Source organism: Neobacillus vireti (genome assembly GCF_036962345.1).
In the GTDB taxonomy this organism is placed as follows: domain Bacteria; phylum Bacillota; class Bacilli; order Bacillales; family Cytobacillaceae; genus Neobacillus; species Neobacillus vireti_A.
Genome location: NZ_JBALNB010000005.1, coordinates 364,039 through 388,902 on the forward strand (window position 1 = coordinate 364,039; position 24,864 = coordinate 388,902).

Annotated in this window: 26 protein-coding genes; 7 read left to right on the forward strand and 19 right to left on the reverse strand. The window is 37.3% G+C overall.

Features of this window, described 5'->3' with window-relative positions; all coding sequences use genetic code 11:
- Nucleotides 1-53: 53 nt before the first annotated feature.
- From V7108_RS05650 to V7108_RS05675, 6 genes are all read right to left on the reverse strand, one after another.
- A complete protein-coding gene (locus V7108_RS05650) occupies nucleotides 54-932 on the reverse strand; it encodes an NAD(P)-dependent oxidoreductase (protein WP_335518842.1) in 879 nt (292 codons plus the stop codon).
- 155 nt (nucleotides 933-1,087) lie between these two features.
- On the reverse strand, nucleotides 1,088-1,561 hold the full coding sequence (locus V7108_RS05655; protein WP_335518840.1) for a hypothetical protein: 474 nt from the start codon (nucleotides 1,559-1,561) through the stop codon (nucleotides 1,088-1,090).
- Between the two features lie 90 nt (nucleotides 1,562-1,651).
- A complete protein-coding gene (locus V7108_RS05660) occupies nucleotides 1,652-2,437 on the reverse strand; it encodes an SDR family oxidoreductase (RefSeq protein WP_335518838.1) in 786 nt (261 codons plus the stop codon).
- Nucleotides 2,438-2,526: 89 nt separating this feature from the next.
- Nucleotides 2,527-4,239, reverse strand: a complete 1,713-nt coding sequence (ptsP, locus tag V7108_RS05665; RefSeq protein ID WP_335567520.1) for a phosphoenolpyruvate--protein phosphotransferase — start codon at nucleotides 4,237-4,239, stop codon at nucleotides 2,527-2,529.
- Nucleotides 4,239-4,505: a phosphocarrier protein HPr gene (locus V7108_RS05670; protein WP_335567521.1), complete on the reverse strand. Its 267-nt coding sequence runs from the start codon at nucleotides 4,503-4,505 to the stop codon at nucleotides 4,239-4,241. The genes ptsP and V7108_RS05670 overlap by 1 nt, the downstream gene beginning before the upstream one ends.
- 280 nt (nucleotides 4,506-4,785) lie before the next feature.
- Nucleotides 4,786-4,980, reverse strand: a complete 195-nt coding sequence (locus V7108_RS05675; RefSeq protein ID WP_335518834.1) for a hypothetical protein — start codon at nucleotides 4,978-4,980, stop codon at nucleotides 4,786-4,788.
- 206 nt (nucleotides 4,981-5,186) lie between these two features.
- Here V7108_RS05675 and V7108_RS05680 point away from each other — a divergent pair, with 206 nt between their 5' ends.
- Nucleotides 5,187-5,375 (forward strand): YkvS family protein, encoded by a 189-nt coding sequence (locus V7108_RS05680; RefSeq protein WP_335515877.1) that lies wholly within the window; start codon nucleotides 5,187-5,189, stop codon nucleotides 5,373-5,375.
- A gap of 62 nt (nucleotides 5,376-5,437) precedes the next feature.
- Here V7108_RS05680 and V7108_RS05685 read toward each other — a convergent pair whose 3' ends face one another.
- Nucleotides 5,438-5,557: a DUF6254 family protein gene (locus V7108_RS05685; protein WP_310192387.1), complete on the reverse strand. Its 120-nt coding sequence runs from the start codon at nucleotides 5,555-5,557 to the stop codon at nucleotides 5,438-5,440.
- A 150-nt stretch (nucleotides 5,558-5,707) separates the two neighbouring features.
- On the opposite strand from V7108_RS05685, the gene V7108_RS05690 reads away from it, so the two are divergent.
- Nucleotides 5,708-6,319: a CPBP family intramembrane glutamic endopeptidase gene (locus V7108_RS05690; protein ID WP_335515871.1), complete on the forward strand. Its 612-nt coding sequence runs from the start codon at nucleotides 5,708-5,710 to the stop codon at nucleotides 6,317-6,319.
- Nucleotides 6,320-6,359: 40 nt separating this feature from the next.
- Here V7108_RS05690 and V7108_RS05695 read toward each other — a convergent pair whose 3' ends face one another.
- Nucleotides 6,360-7,409, reverse strand: coding sequence for a YkvI family membrane protein (locus tag V7108_RS05695; protein WP_335567522.1), 1,050 nt, complete (start codon nucleotides 7,407-7,409; stop codon nucleotides 6,360-6,362).
- Between the two features lie 195 nt (nucleotides 7,410-7,604).
- On the opposite strand from V7108_RS05695, the gene V7108_RS05700 reads away from it, so the two are divergent.
- Nucleotides 7,605-9,761: an ATP-dependent Clp protease ATP-binding subunit gene (locus V7108_RS05700; RefSeq protein ID WP_335567523.1), complete on the forward strand. Its 2,157-nt coding sequence runs from the start codon at nucleotides 7,605-7,607 to the stop codon at nucleotides 9,759-9,761.
- 47 nt (nucleotides 9,762-9,808) lie between these two features.
- Here V7108_RS05700 and V7108_RS05705 read toward each other — a convergent pair whose 3' ends face one another.
- Together V7108_RS05705 and V7108_RS05710 are read right to left on the reverse strand one after the other, a co-directional pair.
- The gene (locus tag V7108_RS05705; RefSeq protein ID WP_335515864.1) at nucleotides 9,809-11,503 is read right to left on the reverse strand and encodes a M3 family oligoendopeptidase; all 1,695 of its coding nucleotides are present in this window, start codon (nucleotides 11,501-11,503) and stop codon (nucleotides 9,809-9,811) included.
- A 279-nt stretch (nucleotides 11,504-11,782) separates the two neighbouring features.
- Nucleotides 11,783-12,223, reverse strand: coding sequence for a MarR family winged helix-turn-helix transcriptional regulator (locus V7108_RS05710; protein WP_335519946.1), 441 nt, complete (start codon nucleotides 12,221-12,223; stop codon nucleotides 11,783-11,785).
- A gap of 314 nt (nucleotides 12,224-12,537) precedes the next feature.
- Here V7108_RS05710 and V7108_RS05715 point away from each other — a divergent pair, with 314 nt between their 5' ends.
- A complete protein-coding gene (locus tag V7108_RS05715; protein WP_335567524.1) occupies nucleotides 12,538-13,776 on the forward strand; it encodes an MFS transporter in 1,239 nt (412 codons plus the stop codon).
- 131 nt (nucleotides 13,777-13,907) lie between these two features.
- Nucleotides 13,908-14,255 carry a hypothetical protein gene (locus V7108_RS05720; RefSeq protein WP_335516758.1) on the forward strand — a complete coding sequence of 116 codons (348 nt, stop codon included), beginning with the start codon at nucleotides 13,908-13,910 and terminating at the stop codon, nucleotides 14,253-14,255.
- Nucleotides 14,256-14,345: 90 nt separating this feature from the next.
- Here the strand turns inward: V7108_RS05720 and V7108_RS05725 are convergent, their stop codons facing one another.
- The 5 genes from V7108_RS05725 to V7108_RS05745 all read right to left on the reverse strand — a co-directional run bounded on the left by V7108_RS05725 (nucleotide 14,346) and on the right by V7108_RS05745 (nucleotide 18,924).
- Nucleotides 14,346-15,236: an acyl-ACP desaturase gene (locus tag V7108_RS05725; RefSeq protein WP_335516756.1), complete on the reverse strand. Its 891-nt coding sequence runs from the start codon at nucleotides 15,234-15,236 to the stop codon at nucleotides 14,346-14,348.
- Nucleotides 15,237-15,461: 225 nt separating this feature from the next.
- The gene (locus V7108_RS05730) at nucleotides 15,462-15,746 is read right to left on the reverse strand and encodes a 4Fe-4S dicluster domain-containing protein (RefSeq protein ID WP_132085730.1); all 285 of its coding nucleotides are present in this window, start codon (nucleotides 15,744-15,746) and stop codon (nucleotides 15,462-15,464) included.
- A complete protein-coding gene (locus V7108_RS05735) occupies nucleotides 15,746-17,041 on the reverse strand; it encodes an FAD-dependent oxidoreductase (RefSeq protein ID WP_335567525.1) in 1,296 nt (431 codons plus the stop codon). The genes V7108_RS05730 and V7108_RS05735 overlap by 1 nt, the downstream gene beginning before the upstream one ends.
- Entirely contained in the window at nucleotides 17,025-18,065 is a 1,041-nt protein-coding gene (locus V7108_RS05740; protein WP_335516750.1) for an electron transfer flavoprotein subunit alpha/FixB family protein, read from the reverse strand. Before V7108_RS05740 ends, V7108_RS05735 begins: the two co-directional genes overlap by 17 nt.
- 31 nt (nucleotides 18,066-18,096) lie before the next feature.
- Entirely contained in the window at nucleotides 18,097-18,924 is an 828-nt protein-coding gene (locus V7108_RS05745; RefSeq protein WP_335516747.1) for an electron transfer flavoprotein subunit beta/FixA family protein, read from the reverse strand.
- A gap of 331 nt (nucleotides 18,925-19,255) precedes the next feature.
- On the opposite strand from V7108_RS05745, the gene V7108_RS05750 reads away from it, so the two are divergent.
- On the forward strand, nucleotides 19,256-19,987 hold the full coding sequence (locus V7108_RS05750) for a ZIP family metal transporter (RefSeq protein WP_335567526.1): 732 nt from the start codon (nucleotides 19,256-19,258) through the stop codon (nucleotides 19,985-19,987).
- Between the two features lie 17 nt (nucleotides 19,988-20,004).
- On the opposite strand, the gene V7108_RS05755 is transcribed toward V7108_RS05750, so the two are convergent.
- Together V7108_RS05755 and V7108_RS05760 are read right to left on the reverse strand one after the other, a co-directional pair.
- On the reverse strand, nucleotides 20,005-20,241 hold the full coding sequence (locus tag V7108_RS05755; protein WP_335516741.1) for an aspartyl-phosphate phosphatase Spo0E family protein: 237 nt from the start codon (nucleotides 20,239-20,241) through the stop codon (nucleotides 20,005-20,007).
- 232 nt (nucleotides 20,242-20,473) lie between these two features.
- Nucleotides 20,474-21,652, reverse strand: a complete 1,179-nt coding sequence (locus V7108_RS05760; RefSeq protein WP_335516738.1) for a pyridoxal phosphate-dependent aminotransferase — start codon at nucleotides 21,650-21,652, stop codon at nucleotides 20,474-20,476.
- Nucleotides 21,653-21,768: 116 nt separating this feature from the next.
- Between V7108_RS05760 and V7108_RS05765 the strand changes: the two genes are divergently transcribed.
- Complete coding sequence (locus V7108_RS05765) at nucleotides 21,769-22,551, forward strand: carbon-nitrogen family hydrolase (protein WP_335516735.1); 783 nt, start codon at nucleotides 21,769-21,771, stop codon at nucleotides 22,549-22,551.
- A gap of 56 nt (nucleotides 22,552-22,607) precedes the next feature.
- On the opposite strand, the gene V7108_RS05770 is transcribed toward V7108_RS05765, so the two are convergent.
- The gene (locus V7108_RS05770; RefSeq protein WP_335567527.1) at nucleotides 22,608-23,669 is read right to left on the reverse strand and encodes an ATP-binding protein; all 1,062 of its coding nucleotides are present in this window, start codon (nucleotides 23,667-23,669) and stop codon (nucleotides 22,608-22,610) included.
- Nucleotides 23,670-23,893: 224 nt separating this feature from the next.
- Nucleotides 23,894-24,766, reverse strand: coding sequence for an EamA family transporter (locus V7108_RS05775; RefSeq protein WP_335567528.1), 873 nt, complete (start codon nucleotides 24,764-24,766; stop codon nucleotides 23,894-23,896).
- Nucleotides 24,767-24,864: the final 98 nt, after the last annotated feature.

Below are 24,864 nucleotides of genomic sequence, written 5' to 3' on the forward strand. Positions count from 1 at the left end.
AATTTTACTTCTATCCTAGTTTTTGATAGCTGGAGGAATTTATACGAGTGGTATTAAGACTTCCAATATTTATAAAGAGCCTGGGTTCCACTATTTTCTTCGCCCATTTCGGCGAGTTGGCTATAAAGTGATTTTGCCAGTGCTAGACCTGGAACCTTCATTTCCATTTGCTGGGCTTCATCTAAAGCAATTTTCATATCCTTAATAAAGTGTTTTATGTAAAATCCTGGTTCAAAATTTCCGTTTAGCATACGTGGAGCGAGGTTACTTAAGGACCAGCTTCCGGCAGCTCCGGTTGTAATACTTTTTAATACAGCTTCAGGGTTTAACCCTGCCTTTTCAGCATAAATGATGGCCTCACAGACACCTATCATGTTTGAGGCAATCGCAATTTGATTGCACATTTTTGTGTGCTGTCCTGCGCCGGCTGTTCCTTGATATACGATATTAGTTCCGAGCAGGTTTAGTAATGGCTTTATTGCTTCAAAATCTTCTTCCTGTCCACCAACCATGATCGACAGCTTCGCTTCCTTTGCACCTACATCACCTCCAGAAACAGGGGCATCAATCGTATGAATGCCTTTTTCCTTAGCAGCTTTATATATTTTCAGCGCGAGAGATGGTGCTGAGGTCGTCATATCGATCAAAAAGTTTCCTGCCTTACCATTCTTTACAAGTCCATTTTCTCCTAAATAAATCTCCTCTACATCAGTTGGATAGCCAACCATAGTAAAGATAACATCAGCTTTTTGAGCCATTTCCTTTGGTGTATCCACCCAAACAGCGCCTTTTTCTACTAGCTCTCCTGCTTTTTCCTTGGTCCTTGAATATACGATTAGTTGAAAACCAGCTGATAATAAATGTCCTGCCATACTTTTTCCCATAACACCGGTACCAATAAATCCAACCACTGTATTTTCTGTTATAAACAAATGCATCAATCCCCCACTCTTTTATTTTCTCGTCTTAATTATATAATTGATAACGTAAAAAAACCGGAACTAAGTACTTTCCGGTTCTCGTGCTCAATCTCCAAATTTATGCACAAATATAGTTTCTCCTAGATAAAATCGTAATAAACTATATTCTAAAGCTCTGACGAAAAATTTGTTAAGAAAACACGGCCAAAAACTTCTTGATTATTGTATATTTCGATTGAAACTGCATTATTTTTTTCAATCATTTGCTGCAATTCATGAATGTGTAAGTCCTCTTTTAAAGGAAGCGGATCCATGAAAATATATTTTTCACTTTTTCCCTTTACTTCTAAATATTCTCCATTTAAAACCTGATCCTCACCATAGATGATTTCACGTTTACCTATTGCCGCAGCTAATTGATCATCGTGAATCGTTACTTTGACTTTATATAATTCTTGTCTATCTAAAATTTCATTATTAATCCTAAATCGAAATTGAAGTTCATTGTTTTTTGTTAATAAGGCATCCGCGTAACGGTTTACAATTAATTCTTTAGAAAGTGGAAGCCCGCATCCTGCAATCGTGGTTCCTATTACTAGAATACTGATCAACAAAAACACCATTTTTATACTTCTCCGCATCTTTAAACACTCCTTTATGTTTTTACCTTAACCATAAATTATTGGTAATAAACGTAAAATGAGGTCGATCAGTGAAGAATAACAGAGAGGTTAAATCGCTTTAATCATGCCCCCATCAACTAAAAACGAACTTCCGGTCATATAAGTATTGGCATCAGAAAGGAGGAAGGCTGCAACATTCGCAAATTCTTCCGGAGTTCCATATCTCTTAAGAGGAATGCCTGCTTTCATGGTCAATTCAACTGTTTCGAGATCGATCCCCTGTTTATCTGCATTTATTTGATCTAAATGCTTAACACGATCTGTTGCAATTCGTCCAGGTGCAATTGTATTAATTAGGATATTATACTGAGCTAATTCAGAAGCTAATGTCTTGGAGAGACCAACAATTCCTGTACGAAAGGTATTGGAAAGGATTAACCCTGGTATAGGCTCTTTAATCGAAGAAGAAGCGATATTAAGAATTTTTCCTCCTTGCTGTTTTAAAAAAGGTAATGCCTCACGAATAATACGCACATAGGATAATAAATTTAGTTCAAATGAGTTCTGCCAATCATCATCTGTCAAGTCTTCAAAAGTCCCTGCTGGCGGGCCGCCTGCATTATTGACAAGTAAATGGAGATTTCCAAATACTTCGATGGTGTTTGCTACGAGACGTTTAATATCTTCCGTATTTGTTATATCTGTTCTTTGGAAAGCAACCTTTCCTTTGCCAATTGATTCAAGTTCAGCCGCCTTCTTATTGAGTTTTTCCTCATCACGTCCTGAAATCATTACATTGGTTCCTTCTTTTACCAACGTTTGAGCAATAGCAAATCCCAAACCTTGGCTCGAAGCTATTACAAGTGCTGTTTTCCCGCTAAGATTCAAATCCATCCTTACATCCCCCTTTAATCTGTCTATTACTATTATACTAAAAATTTCCTATAAAAAAGAGACAGATTGTCCTGTCTCTCTAAATAATCTTATTTTGTAGCAGCGTTCACGGCTTCAATTACTTGATCAGTTGTTTGCATATTTAAAACTTGCTTGGCTAGGTTCTCCATTTCGGCTTTGCTCAACTTCTTAATTTGGGAACGTGCTTTTAAAATCGATGTTGCGCTCATTGAAAATTCGTCTAATCCAAGACCAAGAAGAAGAGGAATCGCCGTTTCGTCTCCAGCCATTTCACCACACATACCTGCCCATTTTCCTTCAGCATGTGCAGCATCAATAACCATCTTCACCAATCGAAGAATCGATGGGCTATACGGCTGGTACAGATAGGAAACACGCTGATTCATCCGATCTGCAGCCATAGTATATTGAATTAAATCATTTGTGCCAATACTAAAGAAATCAACTTCTTTTGCAAATTGGTCAGCTAGAACTGCTGTTGATGGGATTTCGACCATTATTCCCAGTTCAATATTATCTGAGACCTTTTGCCCGGAGGCAATAAGTTTTTGTTTTTCATCATCAAGAATACTCTTTGCTTCACGGAATTCATCCAATGTTGCAATCATTGGAAACATAATCTTTAGATTTCCGTAACTGCTTGCTCTTAGAAGCGCCTTAAGCTGGGTACGGAAAATATCCTGTTCTTCTAAACATAAACGAATTGCTCGGAAACCTAAAAATGGATTAAGTTCTTTTGGTAATTGAAGATACGGAAGCTCTTTATCACCGCCGATGTCTAATGTACGAACAACAACCGGCTTCCCCTTCATACCTTCTAATACCGCTTTGTAAGCTTCAAATTGTTCTTCCTCGGTAGGAAGCTGATCTCTTCCCATATAAAGAAATTCAGTTCGGTATAGACCTACGCCTTCACCGCCGTTTTCCACTACTCCCTTTAAATCATTGGGTGTACCAATATTAGCTGCCAATTCAACTTGATGGCCGTCTGCAGATATCGTTTTTTCATTCACTAGCTTTGCCCATTCCATCTTTTGAGCTTCATATTGTTGATGGATGGTACGGTATTCCTCCACTAGTTCAGGAGCAGGGTTAATATGTACTTCACCTTTTAGACCATCGACAATAACTAAATCACCATTTTTAATTTCTTCTGTTGCCGTTTTTGTACCTACTACCGCGGGAATTTCCATAGATCGAGCCATGATAGCAGAATGGGAAGTACGTCCACCAATGTCAGTCGTAAAACCTAAAACGTATTGACGGTTTAATTGGGCTGTGTCAGAAGGAGTTAAATCCTCTGCCACAATAATTACTTCTTCAGCAATCATACTTGGATTTACTAAATGAACACCTAGTAAATGTGAGAGTACCCGTTTTGTAACATCTCGAATATCTGCTGCACGCTCTTTCATATACTCATTTTCCATTTGCTCGAACATCATTACAAACATGTCTGCAGTTTCCTTTAATGCAGCTTCTGCATTCACATTTTCGGACTTAATCTTATCTTCAATCGGACCGTTTAATTCTGGGTCAGTCAGAACCAGTAAATGTGCTTCAAAGATAGCAGCTTTATCTGCACCTAACTCGATTTGGGCACGATCCCGAATGGCTTCCAATTCTACTTTAGTTTTCTCAATTGCTGCCTTATAACGATTTACCTCAGATGTTATGTCTTCTACTGAGTGTTTCTTAAAGGATAAATCTGGTTCAACTAACCGATATGCCTTTGCTATGGCAATGCCATTTGAAGCAGCAATCCCCTGTAGTAATGTCATTACTCAGCCAATCCTTCTTTGTTCAATAATTCTTCTAGACTTCTAAGAGCTTCTTCACTGTCACTTCCATCCGCAGTGATTGAAATATCTGCACCTTTTCCAATACCTAATGACATAACGCCCATAATTGATTTTAAGTTAACTTTTTTTCCTTTATATTCTAAATTGATTTCAGAATCAAATCTGCTTGCCGTTTGTACGAGTAAAGTTGCGGGTCTAGCGTGAATTCCAGTATCAGCTGTTACTTTAAATTGTTTTTCTGCCATGTTAAATCAAACTCCTTCTCATATAGTAAAAAAATATAAAATGGTGCTGGCTAATTACATAAATAACAGATCTAGTCAGGTCAATACTACTGAACTAATTGTTATATTTTCTCCAAAAGGATAGGAAGTATGTAAGCTAGAGCCTCATTTTATTATTGAAATCATACAATTGCTAGGATAACATTTCCATTCTTTACAGACAACCAATAACCATTAAAAAATTGACATTTGGCATTTTAATAGGATCCACCATTTGAAACCACTTTTTATATGATCAAATTTAGCTTCTAGGTTCTTCTAGGTATTGATACAGTACATCCCCGCCACGTTGACCAATACCCCGAAAATGTTTAAAGTCCTCTCTTTTGACCAGGACTTCACGAAATATCATAAAATCTTCCTTTTTTACATAAAACTCTGTTAGCTCGCCAGATTTTAATTTTTCTAAAACATCTATAACAAATTGATCATTCATACTTCTGCACCACCTTATTCATATTTTATAATAACCTATATCGTAGTCAAACATTGAACTCTTTTGTAACCGATTCCATTTTTCTTTTAAATTTTTAAGAAATTAACAAAATTGTCAAATAAAATCCTTTACGAATCATAAAAAGTAGTGCAAACTGTTAGATAAATGAATATATATAGTTTGTCAAGTAAAGGAGAGAGGGATAATTGAGAAAAGCTGAAGTAGGGAATATCATCGAATTCCGCGGCGGGCTAAAAGGGATAGTGGAAAAGGTAAATGAAAATTCTGTAATTGTCGATCTAACTTTAATGGATAATTATCGAGATTTGGAATTGGATCAGCGGACTGTAGTTAACCATAAAAATTATAAAATTGTAAAAGAAAGCGCTTATTAAATTAATAGCTTCATAGAAAAGGCAGCGATTTGCTGCCTTTTCTTATTATTCCTATTTAAAATTTATCTTCCTTTACCAGCTTCTTTTGAAAGCTGTTTAAATGATTTTACTTTTCCGTGCGGGTTTTGGTCTTGTTTACGAACGGTCCATTCACGTTCATGCTGACTTTGGGATTTACTCATTTATTATCCTCCTTCCTTTCTCATTACTATTTTTTTCGATTTTCTTTTGAATTATGATAAAAATCGATCAAAATTGGATTGTAAACATTTCCTTTCATAAATCATTTTTGCTAAAATAAGTTCTATTGTTAGAAAGGAGCTTATTTATAAATGAAGAATCGCTTCTTTGACTTGAGGCTTATTATTGGGTACGTTCTTGCCCATGCTCTTATGTATTTTACTTTCTACGATAGAGCGATATTCTGGTATATCTTTACAGGTTCTCTTCTGGTTTTAATCACTTTTGCGATGTTCCAAGAAGATGTTGAAGATCAAGCGTCATTTTTTGTATATATTTCTATAGGTGCTTTTTCTGGAATCCTTCTCTATTTTATATTCTGGCTGGGTGTACAAGGTTTCGACCTCTTAAATCTGCCATTTGAAAAAAGCATTAAGAAGCTCTACCGTTGGTTCGCGCCATCATTATTTTGGCAATATCTTGCACTCATTTTAGTGGCAGCACCTGGTGAAGAACTTTTTTGGCGAGGATTCGTTCAGAAGAGACTCCTGCGTTTTTTTCGTCCATTTGTAAGTATTGTTTTTGGGGCCCTTCTCTATGCCTCAGTCCATATTTATTCAGGAACCTTTACTTTAATGCTGGCAGCATTCCTTTCCGGCCTTATGTGGGGTGCACTATATTTGTGGAAAAAAAGTATGCCCCTGGTGATTGTTTCACATATTGTTTTTGACATCATGATTTTTATTATACTGCCATTAAAATAGAAAAAGCATCAGTCTATAAATTGGACGATGCTTTTTCTATTTATGGTGTTTTTTTATTATTTAATGGCTTCATCCATAAGAGGACGAAAAAGATAAGACTAATATAGCCAAACAATGGATACAGATTAGACAATAGTTTACTATAGTTAACTAGGCTTATGATATAAGAAACGATGAAAATGGCTGATATGGTAATAGTAGTAGGAACCGTAACGAATTGTTTTAACTGTCGGTCAAGTCCAAATACGTTTCCAATGACAGATGTGAAAATTTCACCATAAATCACTAGGACAAATATCCAATAAAAAAAAGGTGCTACTTGCTTCATAATAATTGCCATCGGTATCTCATAAATCTCTAGATTTGGAAGCATGATTAAGGTTAAATGGCTTGATATTAAGATAAGTGTTAAAGCGGCCCCACCTAATATTCCTCCCCATTTAATCGTCCAATCATCCTTAATTTCATTTGCAATCGGAACTAAGACAGCTTGTGCTAACGCAAGATTTAATGCTGTATATGAAAATGGTGCTAGTATACTTTTCCATCCATCCTCAGCATAAGGAATAAATAATAAGTGATGAATAAAATCTTGCTGTTTAATGGAAAGTACCATTAGCATTAGACTAAAACAAACCATTATAGGAACAACAAATGAATTAACTGCAAATATACCCTTTGTACCTACTAGCATTACTAAAAAGGATAAAATTATCGTGATAAAAACGCCTAAATTCTTCGATAGTCCTAATTGCTCTTCAAATACTGCTCCGGCACCAGCAAGCATAACGGCACATACTCCAAGAAGCATAAATAGCATAATTATATTAATACCCCTGCCTGCCCATTTCCCAAACAAGTGTACATTAAATTCCTGGTACGATACTGCATTTATTTGAGCAGCAATTCTCATCAACTTTGAACCTAATACAATAAGGAGATAGCCGCTCAGTAATATGCTCAAAAACCCAATGAAGCCAAATCGTGAGAAAAACTCAACAATCTCTCTTCCTGTAGCAAATCCCGCACCCACAACTGTACCCACGTAAACTGCGGCGATTTGAAAAGCTGCTGACCAATTCTTTTTCAACTCATCTCCCCCTCAAATACAATATATGAGCAAGGGGACAAACAAAGACGAGCTTTTTTTAATTACGAGCCTTTTTGCAACAGAAAAAATTACCATAGGCATACGACTTGAAAGTCAAAGAAGGTCAAAGTATACTATGTTCATAAGGTCAAATATAGTCAAAGTCAAATAAATATAATTAGGAGGTTTTATATGATGCTGTGTCAATTGTGTAAAGAAAACCAGGCTAATGTTCAACTAAATTTAAATATTAATGGACAACACAGCAATATGAAGCTGTGCCATAAATGTTATACAAACAATAAAAACACTATTCATTCAGGAATGGATCCAAAGATGAACTCCTTTTCTGGTTTTCCATTTAATGATTTATTTTTTAATATGAAGGGCACTGAAAATAACCATTTTAATGGCCAGGCACCCTCTCCACAAAATGGTCTGAATGGAATGGGAGGTTTTATTGATCAATTTGGACGAAATTTAACTCAATTGGCCAAAGCTGGTCTCATTGATCCTGTGATTGGCCGTAATGAAGAGGTTAAAAGAGTCGTTGAAATATTAAATCGTCGTAATAAAAACAATCCGGTCTTAATTGGTGAACCAGGTGTCGGGAAAACCGCTATCGCTGAAGGCCTAGCGATGAAAATTGTTGAAGGAAAGGTACCTGGTAAATTAAGAAATAAAGAAGTTTATTTACTAGATGTTGCTTCCTTGGTCGCGAACACAGGTATACGCGGGCAGTTTGAAGAAAGAATGAAGCAGCTGATAGCAGAATTACAAGATCGTAAAAATATCATTCTTTTCATTGACGAAATACATCTCCTAGTTGGAGCAGGTTCTGCTGAAGGTTCTATGGATGCAGGAAATATATTAAAACCAGCACTTGCACGCGGTGAACTTCAACTTGTCGGTGCAACAACTCTGAAAGAGTACCGTCAAATCGAAAAAGATTCGGCACTAGAACGTCGATTCCAGCCTGTTCAAGTAGCAGAACCTACACCTGAAGAGGCCATTGAAATCCTAACAGGAATTAAGAATAAATATGAGGATTATCATGAAGTAACCTATTCTGAAGCTGCGATTAAAGCATGTGTACAGTTGTCACACCGCTATATCCAGGATCGATTCTTACCTGATAAGGCGATTGACTTACTAGACGAGGCTGGATCTAAATTAAATCTTACTTCAGATGGAAATAGCGTCGAACAGGTGAAGAACCGTTTAAAGGAAATCACAATTCAAAAAGACAGTGCACTTAAAGCCGAAAATTATGAGCTTGCAGCAGCACTTCGGGATGAAGAAACTGAGCTTGAAAAATCCTTAAATGAATCTTCAGAAACCAACAGACCCGTTGTAGATATTTCACATATTCAAGAGATTATTGAACAAAAGACTGGTATACCTGTTGGTAAATTACAAGAGGATGAGCAGCATAAACTTAAGCACTTAGAAGAGAACTTAGCTAAAAAAGTTATTGGTCAGAAGAAAGCTGTCGAGAAGGTCGCTAAGGCTATACGTCGAAGCCGCGCTGGCTTAAAACCAAAGAATCGTCCGATAGGATCATTCCTATTTGTCGGTCCAACTGGGGTCGGTAAAACCGAGCTTACAAAAACACTTGCAGAAGAACTGTTTGGTTCAACTGAGTCAATGATTCGCCTTGATATGAGTGAATATATGGAAAAACACAGTGTTTCAAAATTAATTGGATCACCACCAGGATATGTTGGTCATGACGAAGCAGGACAACTGACTGAAAAGGTCCGCAGAAATCCATATTGCATTATATTATTGGATGAAATTGAAAAAGCGCATCCTGATGTGCAGCATATGTTTTTACAGATTCTTGAGGATGGACGTCTTACAGACAGTCAAGGAAGAACAGTAAGCTTTAAGGATTCTGTTATCATTATGACAAGCAATGCCGGGGTAGGACACAAAACCATTCATGTTGGCTTCGGGACAAATGAAGCAATCGAAGAAGCTTCTATCCTAGATTCTTTGGGCAGCTTTTTCAAGCCAGAGTTTTTAAACCGTTTTGATAGTATTATTGAATTTAACACACTTGAAAAAGAACATATCATGCAAATTGTAGAGTTAATGGTGATTGATCTACAAGAAACCTTAAAAGAACAAAATCTCGAATTTACGATTCACCTAGATGCAAAAGAGAAACTGGCTGAGTTAGGCTATCATCCAGCTTTTGGAGCACGTCCGCTCCGCAGAGTGATTCAAGAGCAATTAGAAGATAAGATTGCGGACTTTATACTGGAGCAGCCGGACGCAAATCGATTATCAGCAATCTTAGAAGACAATGTTTTGAAGGTAATAACAACAGAGACTGCCAACGTATGATAATGAATGAAAAAAGCGAAGCCGCTTAGCTTCGCTTTTCTTTATGATTATAACTTCTGATCTTCAACTGAATTTAACCAGGCTTCAATTTCACCAACAACAGATTGTACACAGCCATCCTCAAAAGGAGAAATTAAATTCGCTTCTTTCACCAGCTTTGTAAATGACATGCTGCCGCCAAGCTTACAAAGACTTACATAATCGTCCCATGCCTCTTCTTGGTTTTCTCTAGAACGCTTCCAGAATTGGAAGGCACAGATTTGAGCTAACGTATAATCAATATAATAGAATGGTGAATTGAAGATGTGGCCTTGGCGCTGCCAGAATCCGCCATTCTCTAAATACGTATTCCCGTCATATTCTTTATGAGGCAAGTACTTTTTCTCTATTTCTCTCCACTGCTGCTTCCGCTCTTTAGGGGTTGCTTCGTAATTTTCATACACCCAATGCTGGAATTCATCAACGGAAACTCCATATGGTAGAAATAATAAAGCATCACTCAAATGTGAGAATTTATATTTATCGGTATCTTCCTTAAAGAAAAGCTGCATCCATGGCCAAGTGAAAAATTCCATACTCATCGAATGAATCTCACACGCCTCATATGTTGGCCAATAATATTCAGGGATTTCAAAATTCCTGCTTGAATAAACCTGGAATGCATGCCCTGCCTCATGTGTCAGCACATCAATATCCCCGGAGGTTCCATTGAAATTAGAAAAAATAAATGGTGCTTTGTAGTTTTCAATATAGGTACAATAGCCGCCGCCAGCTTTTCCCTTCTTCGCGACAAGATCCATTAAGTGGTTATCTTGCATGAATTTGAAAAACTCTCCTGTTTCCTTAGAAAGTTCTTCATACATCTGTTGACCATTTTCAATAATCCATTCAGGGGTCCCTTTTGGTACAGCATTACCTGTTTTATAGTTAAATCCTTCATCAAAATATTTTAGTTGTTCAACCCCAATACGTTCCTGCTGCCGTGCTTTTAATTTGGTCGCTATTGGAACAATAAAGTCCTTAACCTGCTGACGGAAGTTTGCCACCATTTCCGAATTATAGTCAGTTCTCATCATTCGATAATAACCTAGTTCAACAAAGTTTTTATAGCCTAACGTATGAGCAATTTCAGTTCTCACCTTAACAAGGTCATCATAGATTGTGTCAAGCTCTGCTTCATGCTCAGCAAAAAAGCCAAACTTTGCCTCAGATGCCAGTTTTCTAGTTTCTCTGTCTGTAGATTGGGTAAAGGGCTCTAATTGTGCAAGTGTTCTTTCTTCCCCTTCGAAAGGTATCTTTGCTGAAGCAATTAGTTTTGTATACTCTGTTGACAATCGATTTTCCCTTTGAAGCAAAGGTACTATTTCAGGTTTAAAGGTCTTTAATTGTCCTTCAGCAAGCGCGAATAATTGTTTGCCAAATTTAATCTCCAATTCATTGCGGAATTTAGAATTTACAAGAGCCTGATAATATTTCGTCACAAGCCCTTCTATTTCAGGCTGCAGTTCATCCATATAATCCTGTTCGGTTTTATAAAACTCATCGTTTGTATCAACAGAATGGCGAATATAGCACAGATTAAACATCGTTCCAATATCATTTCTTACCTGATTCACTTCGTTCATTGCCAAGATTTGTTCTTCTACTGAAGGTGCACTTGTAAATTTTTGAAGTGCTGATTCAATTCTAGCTTTTACTTCGTCAAGGTTTGGACGGGTATATGTATACTCTTCAAATCTCATTCAAAACATCCCCTTAAAATCAAACTTTTCCACCTATTTCTTTCAACACTAAACATTAATATTCCTTTATGTAAAGGCTCTTTTCTTAAACTTTGCTATTTTTTGGAACAAAATTTAATGATTTTGATAAAATTCTGAGAAAACAGCAAAATTTAATAAGAAAAGAGCCAGCAAACTAAAATCTAAAGCGCAAAATTTCTGTTTGCACGTTAAAATCGGCTTTAAGATTTTAACAACATATTTTAAAAGCCTAATTAAAAAAATACGGCAGATGCCGTATTAAAATTTCCCTGCAGGCAACCCCAGTTTTTTTAATAGTTCAATCGCATCCTGTTTTTCAGAATCGGTCAAACTAGACATCAGTGAATGGATCTGCTGGGCATGCTCAGGGAAAATTTCTTGAATAAATTCTTTCCCTTTATCCGTAATTTGGGCATATGTTACCCTTCTATCGTTTGGGCAGGCGATTCTCACTAACAGCCCTTTTTGTTCCAGCTTATCCACCACATAGGTGATACTGCCGCTAGCAAGTAATATTTTGCCGCCAATTTGCTGCATAGGCTGATCACCTTTGTGATATAGAAGCTCTAATACTGCAAATTCTGTTGGGTTTAATCCACTTGCTTGAATAACTTTATTCACATGCTCATTAATCGCTTTAAAAGCCCTTGATAGAACAATAAAAAGCTTCAACGATTGTGATACAGAATCATTTTCCATACGAATCATCCTTTTTTATTAAATCTGAAATTTTCCAGCCCCAGCGCCAAAGAATACAAGATCAAGGCGCTCCCACTTTTCTATTTATCTCGACTTCAAGATTATTATAAGAAATTTTTCAAAGCCTGTCAATTTAGCTCCCACAATTGAGCTTAACGATTTCGGCAATCCATAGCTATTCCTACTTTGACCATGTCACTTTTCACCTTTATTATAATAAAAAATGGAGATAAAGCAATCCAGTTCTCATTTACTAAAAAATTATGTAAGATAGGTTTATTGAAAGATTTATATTTTAAAAACGAGGTGTAATGATGAGTCAACCTGCTGCTGTGTCTGCAAAATCACCGAAAGCTACCGATTCGACCATGTTTAATATTCTTTTTATTATCGGGATTTGTCATTTACTCAACGACTCCATTCAGGCAGTTATCCCAGCCATGTTTCCAATTTTAGAAAAATCAATGGGTTTATCGTTTACCCAGCTAGGCATTATCGCATTTTCTTTAAACATGGTGTCTTCTGTACTGCAGCCAGTGGTTGGAGTCATTACAGATAAGAAACCAATGCCTTTTGCTTTGCCCATTGGACTTTCATTAACGCTATGCGGTGTTCTTGGATTAGCTTTTGCTCCTTCCTTTGGTTTAATTGTGATCTCTGTTATATTTATTGGTCTTGGCTCCGCAGTATTTCATCCCGAAGGATCAAGGGTAGCCTATATGGCTGCAGGAAACCGCAGAGGTTTGGCACAATCTATTTATCAAGTAGGCGGGAATACAGGGCAGGCGCTGGCACCTCTTATCACAGCACTTATCCTTGTTCCCCTTGGCCAAAGAGGTGCTTCTTGGTTTACCATTGTTGCAGCAATCGCAGTTTTGTTATTAATCTATATCGCTAATTGGTATAAAAATAGGTTAATTGAAAACCTTCCTTTATTGAAAAAGAAAAATACAATGTCCACAAAAAACAGTGGTATTTCAAAAAAGGTAAAACAGTCACTATTATTAATTCTTCTGCTCATTTTTGCACGATCATGGTATATTTCGGGTATGACTAATTTTTACGCTTTCTTTGCAATTGAAGAATACTCTTTATCAATTAAGGAATCACAATTTTTTTTATTTGCCTTTTTAATTGCCGGAGCATTTGGCACCTTTTTTGGCGGCCCGCTAGCTGACAGGTTCGGAAAGAAAAAATTAATCTCTGTCTCTATGTTACTGACCATTCCTTTTTCCATACTAATTCCCTTCGTACCATCAGTTATTGCATTTATCTTTCTTACGCTCACAGGTTTTATCTTAATGACCAATTTTTCAGTTACAGTCGTTTTTGCACAAGAGCTTGTACCTGGAAAAATTGGAACTATGTCAGGATTAACCGTGGGGCTGGCATTTGGAATGGGGGCTATCGGCTCAGTGGGACTTGGATATATTGCAGATTTATTTAGTATGTCCGCCATGGTATCTTCGATTGGATTCTTGCCATTACTAGGCTTACTTGCATTCTTACTTCCTAGTGATGAATTAGTCAGAAAGTTGAATCAAGAAGGTTAGAAAGAGGATGGGCATTGCCCATCCTCTTTTTAACGAATGTTAAATTTTCGAAAAGTTTTAACATTTTTACTCAAATAATCTTGAAAACTATCATATAATATAGTTAGAACATAAAAGGGAGGGCTAGAATAATGAAAACCCCAAATTATCATGATTTTTATCAAAAGGCTTTAATCCCAATTGGTTTTAATGATTTACTAGCACTTAACGAAATTAAATCATTTGAGGTTGGTGCACCTGCTACTCACTGGCTCATTGCAGTTGAAGGAGTCCAGCTCTCTCAGGCTAAAATATACTTCCAATGGAAAGTAAGTGTTTACCCGTCCAATTGCAATGGTGATTTTAACTGGAAGAAACCATTTTATTGTTCTCCAATCATGGAATCGATGGACAGTGCTCATGATATTGCTTGCTCTATCGTTGCACTGAGTAAACAAGATCAACTTTCTGCCTTTAACCTTGAAGAGAAAATATCTTAATCCACAAAAAAATTATCCCCTTTTGCTTCACCTTCTTTTTACCCTCACTTGTGAAAAAACCTACATATAGTGAAAATCAAACACAGTTACCTATTTATTCTTATAAAAACGATCTCTAACCCTTTTCAACCTTGCATGATAGTTTAGGATGTCAAGTCTAGCCTTTTCCGCTTCTGGTGCAATTGGTCTTAATTTTTCCAGCTCCCAATAATCCACAATCACATCTAAAACTTGATCAAAATATTCCAATGGACCATAGTTTGCTTCTTTTGCAATAATTGCCATTCGATCTTCGAAATCAGGCATAACTGTTCCTGGCATTTGGAAGTTCTTAATAACATGTCCTAAATGATAACAGTAATTAGGCTCTAATTGGAGATGAAATTTAATGACATCCCGATAAAAGGCATAATGCAGCGTTTCATCCTTCGCCAACCGACGAAGAAGACTTGCTAAATCCTTATCATACGGACCAGCCGTTTTAGCAACGTTATAGTAAAAGACCATTGTCGCTAGTTCTTGTAATGAAGTATAAACCATGGTTTCAAAAGGTGTATGATAATCAGGATTCCAGCCATTCTCAACCGTTTGTTTGTGTAATTGATGAAGACGCTTAGGATCCACATTCCGCGTGAGTAATAGATACGTTTCAAGCAGGTTAGAATGCTGATCTTCTTCTGAAGTCCAAGTATGGACAAAATCTTTAATAACTGTTAATGATCCCTTAAACGTTTGATCTAAATGAGAGGTAAACCATGGCAGATTGACTTCAGTTAAAAGGGCTGTTTCAACAGCAGTAATAATGGCTGGAGGCAGTGTGACCTGACTTTCATCCCAAGGGACGCGCCTGAAATCTTTCCCCTTATCCCACGGTAAGAAATCATGATAGCCCCAATCTATTTTTTCAGACCGCTTCTTATGTTCTTCATATAACTCTATTAGTTTAGGCTCTAATCGAAAGTCCAAATCATTTGTTAACATCTGTATCCTCCATTATTGTAAAAATTCGGCATTAACTTGGAAAATTGAATTAAATTTATGTCAGGTATTAGTACCAAATACTAAGTGGATTATATCACAACTATTCAGAATTAAACTAACAAAATAATTTTACAAAAAAAGGCAGCACAACCGATTCAACGGTGAAGTGCTGCCTCTGTTCTATCAAACTCAGTTAATTTTACCGTTTTTGTAACCACAACTTCTTTATGCTAATCTAAAAACTATTCCATGCCCGCCTTTTGGATATTCCCACTTGATGTTTTGATGCGGGCAGCCTATTCGGCAGCTGCCACATTCGTGGCAGCCTTCATACCCGACCTGCATCCGTAATCCTTCCCATTTGTACACTTCAGCAGGGCAGAAAATCGTGCAAATCTTATCCGGGCATTTTGTCATACAAATATCGTTGTCCATAACTGTAAGATGTGACTTCGTATCAGCTTTAAAACGAAGAAGGTACTGTTTTTCTTCGATATTCTTAGTTGACATTATTTCACCGCCTTCCAAGCACGATAAATATCTTGTATAACTTTAATCGTTCCTCTTTCTGCTGTTACACTCTTCATAATCTCCTTTTGTTTCTCTCTCTTAGGAGTTCCATCAACGGTGAAGAATTTGCTCATCGCTTTGTTCATCATTGGTACATATTCTTTGAAATATTGTGGATTATTCTCAAACGTATGTGTTGCGTCTTTGTATTTCTCTAAATCTTTGATTATGAAGCTATCATAAAGCTTTTGACGGTAAAGATTTAAACCAGATTCCGAAAAGTCTCCACGGTGCTTCGCCTCAATAACCGTTTCAGCAGCAAGCAGGCCAGAGTGCATTGCCATGTTTGAACCTTCACGATGAATCGCATTGACTAGCTGTGCAGCGTCTCCAACTACCACTACACCGTTCCCAGCTACTTTTGGTACCGAACGATAACCTCCCTCTGGAATTAAGTGGGCAAGATACTCAGCTGATTCACCACCAGCCATCATCGGTTTAACCATAGGATGAGTTTTTAAATAGTCTAGAAGATCATAAGGCTTCATTTTTGATTTGATCATACTAGACAGAGTGGTGCCTACTCCGATGTTCAAACTATCTTTATTCGTATATAAAAATGCAGTTCCTAGGTTTCCTTTTGTTGAATCACCGAATATTTCAATCGTACATCCTTGATTATCCTCTAGATTAAAACGATCATTAATTTTCTCTTTAGGTAAATTTATAACTTCCATAACGGTTAAGGCTACCTCATCCGGCCGGAATTCTTTATGGAAACCTAGCTGTTTGGAGAGAAGTGAGTTTACCCCATCTGCAAGAACAACTACATCTGCATATACTTCGCCGTTTGGGCGGTCAGTCCGAATACCTATAACCTTTCCGTTTTCAACAATACACTCTGTTACAACTGTTTCATTTATCAGAAGCGCACCTGCTTCAACTGCTTTTTTGGCAAACCATTGATCAAATTGCGCCCTTAGGACAGTAAAGTTATTATAGGGTTCAACACCCCATTCAAGACCTTTGTAACCAAATTGAACAACGGATTCCTTATCCATCATCCAAAAACGCTGTTCTATTACCGGCCTTTCGAGTGGAGCTTCTTTCCAAAATTCAGGAATTAGCTCTTCCATTTGCTTTCGATATAACACTCCGCCCATTACGTTTTTACTTCCAGGATATTCTCCTCTTTCAATTAGCAACACGTTTAAACCGTTTTGGGCACAAACAAGTGCACAAGATGTTCCTGCTGGTCCTGCCCCAACAACAATCACATCAAATTTTTCTGGCATAGCTCACTTCACCGCCTTTTTCATTTCGCTGCTGTTTAAATTGCTGAATTAATTTAGGTACAATTTCCAATGCATCTCCTACAATTCCGTATGTGGCTACATCAAAAATTGGTGCATTGGGATCCTTATTAATAGCGATGATTAAATCTGAATTTTTCATACCCACTACGTGCTGGATAGCGCCAGATAGAGCAATAGCAAAGTAAATTTTTGGGGTTACAGTTTCACCTGTCTGGCCGATTTGCAGCTCATGCGGCAGCCAGCCTGCTTCTACCACATCTCTGGTACCGCCAACGGTTGCTCCAATTGTATCTGCAAGCTCATAAAGAATTTGGAAGTTTTGAACATCCCCCATTCCTTTACCGCCACAAACAATCACATGTGCATCAGCTAAATTTGCCTTTTTTGTTACGTCATTCACAATTTGCAGTACTTTGGTGCGCATATCTTCTTCTCTAAGCGTAATGCTTTCTTCAATAATTCTACCTGTTCTTCCTGTATCTGGCTCTAGGGCTTTCATTACTTTTGGCCTTACAGTTGCCATTTGCGGCCGGTGCTTTTTACAGAGAATCGTAGCCATAATATTACCGCCAAATGCAGGTCGGCTCGCCTCCAGCAAACGGTTACTCACATCAACATCGAGCATCGTTGTATCAGCTGTTAAACCCGTTACTAAATCCGTTGCTACAGCACTTGCTAAATCTTTTCCATTTGGAGTTGCGCCGTATAGAATGATCTCAGGCTTGTATTTTGGAACAAGCTGCATAACACCCTTCATGTACGATTCTGTCCGATAATCTTTTAATACCGGGTGATCAACAAGATATACTTCATCTGCACCATAAGCGATTAATTGATTAGCCAATGGTTTGATTCCGCTCCCAAGTAAAAAACCGGCTAATGGAACTTCTAATTTGTCCGCAAGCTTTCGACCTGCTCCCAGAAGCTCGAGTGAAACGCCTTCAATTTTACCGCCATTTTGTTCAATAAATATCCAAACCCCACGGTATTCATCAAAATTCATATAAACCCCTCCCTACACCAAAAAAATAATCTTATTGTTTAGATGACTGTAATGTTAAAACGTCTTTTTGCTCGAGTAAGATATCCATGAGCTGTTTAACCTGCTCATCCGGGGAACCTTCAATTCTCTTTCCGCCTTCAGGACGTGGAGGAGTAAACATTTTTCCAACTATTGTTGGTGAACCTTTAAGACCGAGCTGCACACGGTCAACATTTTCTAGATCACTAACAGCCCAAATGATTGGTTCATATCTTGCAGCTTTAATCATATTTGGCATTGGTGAGTATTCAATCTGGTTTATTTCTTTTTCAACGGTAAGAAGACATGGCAATTCTGATTGAATTAATTCATAGCCGCTAGATAATTTTCTTTTGATTAAGACGGTTTTTTCTTCTAAGTTGACCTCAGGTACTTCAATTACATTGGTTACTGGTGGAATGTCCAACCTTCTGGCAATACCAGGCCCCACCTGACCAGTGTCTCCATCAATGGCATGTTTACCGCAAATAATCATATCAACAGGAATTTCCTTATTGATTTTTTCTAATGCCTTGAATAAGGCATAACTGGTTGCCAATGTATCTGCCCCAGCAAAGGCACGGTCGGTGATTAAATATCCTCGGTCTGCACCAATTTCAATACTTTTTTTAATAACAGCAGTTGCTTGCGGCGGTCCCATCGACAATACTGAGATTGTACCCCCAGTCTTTTCCCTAATGCTTACAGCCTCTTGAACAGCATGAGCATCGTAAGGATTTAAAATGGCCGGTGCGCTGCGGCGGTCGAGTGTGTTTGTTTTTGGATTGATTTTTATGATTTTTGTATCTGGAACTTGTTTGACACATACGACAATGTGCATGTAGGAAATACCCTCCCCCATATTTGCTATGTTTGTTGTGAAAGCGCTTGCCTTCATTGGTTATTAAAAATGCCATATTACGATATATGAATCGCAACACAAGCATAGTACCAATCTTTGATAGATTTCTTTTTAAAATAGATAAATTTATGGATTATGGTAAATTCTAGAAGTATGAAGTTGAAGCATTTCGTGATGTGAGTGGTTATGATAAAAAAATAGGGTTAATTTAACTATAAAAAATATTCAAATATAAACAATGATAAAAATCACAGTTTCTGTCAAATTGTGTAGATAATTTTATTTTTACCGATGAAAGGTTGAGGATGATATGGTAGAAGTAGTAGTAGGGAGTGTTCTTTCTGCTTTATCTACTGGCGCAGGTGCCCTAATTATTCTTTTTATTCATCAATCGGTTACACACCGGTGGATGGATATACTTTTAGCCTTTAGTGCAGGGATTATGATGGCTGCCTCAACCATTGGGCTTATTCCTGAGGCAATGAAACTTGGAGGTTTTTTATCACTTGCTATTGGAGTGTTCTGTGGGGTTTTGGCACTAACAACCCTTGAAAAAAAAATTCCACATATTGATCTAGAACACAATAAGGTTGGGATACAATTTGACGAAAAAGCTTTGCTCATTATTGCAGCAATCACTCTTCATAATATTCCGGAGGGCTTATCAGTGGGGGTTAGTTATGCTTCACATACCGAAGATACGGGGAATTTAATCGCGTTAGCCATTGGATTTCAAAATGCTCCGGAAGGCCTTCTTGTTGCCTTATTTTTAGTCAATCAAAAAATCAGCAAATTTAAGGCCTTCGTACTCGCGACTTTAACTGGAGCCATTGAAATTGTCACTGCATTCATTGGGTTTTATTTAACTTCATTTGTTCAGGGGCTTGTCCCATATGGTCTTTCTTTTGCAGCAGGTGCTATGTTGTTTATCATTTATAAAGAGTTAATCCCAGAAAGCCACGGTGATGGGAATGAGAGGGTTTCTACGTATGCATTTATTATCGGTCTCTTATTAATGGTCTTCCTGATTGATATTTTTTAAAGATGGAATCTTTTTTACTAAATGCATACCTTCGGATATATCATAATCATTTGCTTAAACGCAAATCTAACTTCTTCCTTTGAACCTGAAAATTGCTGGGAGGCTTTTTGATACTCGTTAATTAAAATATCAAGCTCCTGGCTGTATTTTATTGTTTCCTCACTTGTATAACCTTTTGTGTTTGCACAATTTATCATCATTTCGCGTTTTACTTTTATCGCATCAAGCATCTCAGAAGGGTTATTACCATCCATGTACAATTTTCTCCACCTACTCCTTACTCTTTTAAACTAATATGCTAATTAATTTGTTTACCTGATGAATTATATCTAAGATTTCAGATAAAAGTAAACACTTTCGCAAAAGTAGACAAAATAAGCATTTTTCGACATAATTTGCATGTTTTTTATAGTTTTTGCGACAATCATTCTCCATATCGACGGATTGTTTCAAAAAAGAAAAACTGACTGCAGCTGCAGCCAGTACTTAACTTTTGAAAATTCCTAGCTTACTTATTCTTCTAACTACTTCATTCAGGCGATCTTCTGATGTGAGCAAGCCAACACGAACATAGCCTTCTCCAAGCTCGCCAAAGGCTACTCCTGGCGCGACTGCAATATGAGCTTTATCTAGTAAGATATCAGCAAATTCAGTCGAAGTCAGCCCTTCAGGAACTTTTAGCCAGGCAAAAAATGAACCCTTTGGCGCCGTCACATTCCAGCCTAATGAACGAAGACCAGTTATCAAAACATTTCTCCTCCGCTCATAAAGCTTATTTAATTCTCGTACACAATCTTGTGGTCCTGTTAATGCTTCGGCTGCTGCTTCCTGTATTCCTCCGAATAAGCTGCAATACAGGTGATCTTGTAAAAGCTCAATAGCAGAAATAACACTGCTATTCCCCACAGCGAAACCGACACGCCACCCCGCCATATTGTAGGTTTTTGATAACGTATAAATTTCTACACCAACTTCTTTAGCCCCTTTTGTTTGCAGAAAGCTTATCGCCTGATTTCCATCAAAACCCAATGCACCATAAGCAAAGTCGTGGACAACACATATATCATGTTGGCTTGCAAGTTTGACGGTTTTTTCAAAAAACTCTTTTGTTGCAATAGCACCAGTTGGATTGTTAGGATAATTAAGAAACATTAATTTTGCTTTTTTAATCAACTCTGCAGGGATTTCATTATAGTCTGGAAGAAAGTTATTTTGTTCCCGTAATGGCATTATGACCATTTCTGCTTGTGCCAGTTCCACCCCAGACAGGTAATCTGGATATCCTGGATCAGGAACAAGAATGGTATCTCCTGGATTTAATAAGCATTGCGGTATTTCTACCAATCCAGCCTTACCGCCAAACAAAATAGCCACTTCTTTTTCCGGATCAATTTTCACATTATATTCACTTTGATAATAATCAGCAGCTGCCTGCTTTAAATAGCGATGTCCCTGAAAGGGAGAATACTTATGGTTCGCTGGGTTCGCTGCGGCTTCTTGCATTTTTTTTACTATATGCTCAGGAGTAGCCTGATCTGGATTCCCCTGCCCTAAATTAATGACATCATAGCCTTGATCAATGTATTTTCCTACCTTTTTAACCAATGAAGCAAAGAACTGTTTGGGAAGATTATTTAATCTCTGCGATGTTGGAAATTGTTTCATTATGTCACCTGCTTTATTTATTTCTCATAATTGTTGAATTCTAGTCACAAATGATATAACTTTTAATACATCTTGTAAAGCAAAAAATTCTGAAATTTTAAATGAGGTGAAGTTTGGTGAAAGTTAAAATATCTTGTCTGCAAATGGATATTGCCTTTGGAGATCCAAATAAGAACTATCAAAATGCAGAAAAACTAATTAAAGAAGCGATGAAAGAAAAACCAGATATTATTGTCCTTCCAGAGTTGTGGACAACCGGCTATGACTTAACTCGACTTGATACCATTGCCGATAAAGGATCAGCCAAGACGATTGATTTTTTGAAAAATGCTGCAAAGAAATATAAAGTACACTTTGTCGGGGGATCAGTCGCAAATCAGAGTGATAATGGAGTTAAAAATACTCTTATTATCATCGATAATAACGGCCAGCTAGTTCACTCTTATAGTAAACTACATCTTTTCAAATTAATGCATGAACACCTGTATCTAAAAGCAGGAGATGAAAAAGGACTATTTCAATTAGATAATCGTAACTTTGCAGGAGTCATCTGCTACGATATTCGCTTTCCAGAATGGATTCGTGCACATACATCTGAAGGCGCGGAAGTACTATTTGTGGTTGCTGAATGGCCTTCTCCTCGTTTATCGCACTGGCGGTCATTGCTCATTGCAAGAGCAATAGAAAACCAGTGTTTCGTCATTGCCTGCAACCGCTCAGGTCATGATCCAAATAATGAATTTGCTGGACATTCCATGTTGATAGACCCATGGGGAGCCGTAATTGCAGAAGCCGGAGCAAAAGAAGAAATATTGTCAGCTGTTATCGAATTAGATCTTGTAAAAGATATTCGTAAGCAAATTCCAATATTTGAAGATAGAAGACCAGATTTCTATTAACCAATTATTAACCAATAAAAAACCACTACTAATTAAATAGTCAGTGGTTTTTCTACTTATGATTCATGTCTATATGGTAAAACAATCTTAAATATCGTTCCTATTCCTTCTTCACTTTCAACGTGAATATACCCATTATGTTCCTCTATAATTCTATAACTAACCATTAAACCAAGTCCATTACCTGTTTCTTTCGTCGTATAAAATGGTTCTCCAAGCTTGTTTAACTTTTCCTTTGGAATTCCTATTCCCGTATCTCGGATCGAGATTTGTATAAATTGATCATCAAATTGATTTATTTTGATGGTAATAGTTCCACCGCTAGGCATTACTTCAATCGCATTTTTGATTAGATTAATAAAAACCTTCTTAAGTTGATTAGGTTCACAAAAAATGGATGGCAGAAAGTCTTCATAAAAAGTACTGAATTGAACATTATAAAGAACTGCTTGGGCACTAAGTAAATCAACGGTTTCCCGCATAATTTGACAAATATCTTTCTCTGTGAATCTAATTTCTTGTGGTTTTGCAAGTATTAAAAACTCATTAATAATAGAATCAATTCTTGCTAACTCTGATGTAATGACATCGTAATACATCGAATGCTCCGCTCTGATACTCGGCTCTAGTAATTGGATAAACCCTTTCAAAGCCGTCATTGGATTTCTTATTTCATGAGCAATACCCGCTGCAAGTTCACCAATAATATTCAGCCGCTCTGATTTCCTCAGTTGTTCCTGCATATCAGCCTTTTCGGTAACATCAATAATAACTGTAAGATTTAGTCCCTCTAGAATCCCACGCTTAGTGGAGTAATCAAAGTGCCTCAATCTCCCGTCATTCCATTTGATGACAATTGTTGAATATTGTTCACCTTTTTTTGTTACCTGCTCTATATGATTAATTATTTCCTGTTTTTTCTCTCCTACCTGATTAAATAAATCAAGCAATGACTGACCGAGCAGCCTATCTTTTGGAAGACCGAATATTTTTTCTGCTGAACCATTGATATCCACAATTTGATTGGCTTCATTCCATAGAATCAGTCCTTCAATAGAATTATCAAATATTATTCTGAATTTTTGTTCGTCTTCTCTTAAGTTCTGGTTCTGTTTCATTATTTTTTCCAGATTCTATCACCCGCCCCAAGAACCCCAAAATAAGGTAAAATCATTAATCCTATATTCTACATTATAATATAAATTCCTTTTTACTTGACTAAAAAAAAGAAATATGTTGGATATATGGCTTGGGAAATTATTAAAAAACCCAGCAAGGAAACCGATCACCTAGCTGGGCTCAACAAATTTACTTTTATTGATTTAAGGCCCGAAAAACCGCTTTAAGATGCGATACGCAGGATAAGAATTCCTACAAAAGCCATAGAAAGGCCGGTTATTTCACGTTTGGTCCAATTTTCCTTTAAATAAAAGCGGGCATATAAAATTACAAACGCGACGTTCATCGCCACAATCGCCGAGACAATTCCGGTAATTCCATCACGAAATGCAGGGAAAATTAGGATCATACCAACTGCATTTGTAATTCCTACGAACATCCCCCAAACGATTGTTTTTTTCACGCTCCACCTTTCAAGTGACTTTTCCTTATCTAATGATTTTGCAGCATTTTTCCTGGCAATTGCCCATGAAATCCCGAAAAGAATACTGCCAGTGGTAAACATAACAGTTAAGACCGGCAGGGTTGATGCCCCGGAAAGAGTTGCCTGTTTCACCGATACGTCGGTAAATCCGAAGAAGAGCATTGTTAAAATTCCCCATTGAATTCCTTTTAATTGATCGAGCTTTAAGTCCTGTGAATATTTAACCAGAAGCAACCCAGCCAACACAATGAAAAATGCTATAAATTGCCAGCCAGTTAGTCCTTCACCCCAAAGGAAATAGGCAACAATCATGACGACCAACGGGGGCAGTCCAGTAAATAAAGCAACAATGGAGGCCTTTCCGACAGCATACCCTTTATACATTGAAGCATTCGCAACAAACGAAAATGTCCCCATTAAGACTCCAAACAACGCCTCTGCTGTCCATGATTGTCCGATGAAAATATTCCCAGCCACCGTAATGAGGGTACCAGATAAATAGACACCTAAGAGCAGTAAATTACGATCGATCGGTCTTTGTGACGTCCAATGATATAAAATTCCCCTTAAGCCAAAGCAACTGGCAGCGGCGACAGCAAAAATAAACCACATAGCTTCCTTCTCCTAATCTTTGTTATAATCCTAACCATAAAAGCAGTTGGACTTGCTAGTAATCTAGCAACCTCCTGCTTTGACTATAAAATAATAAA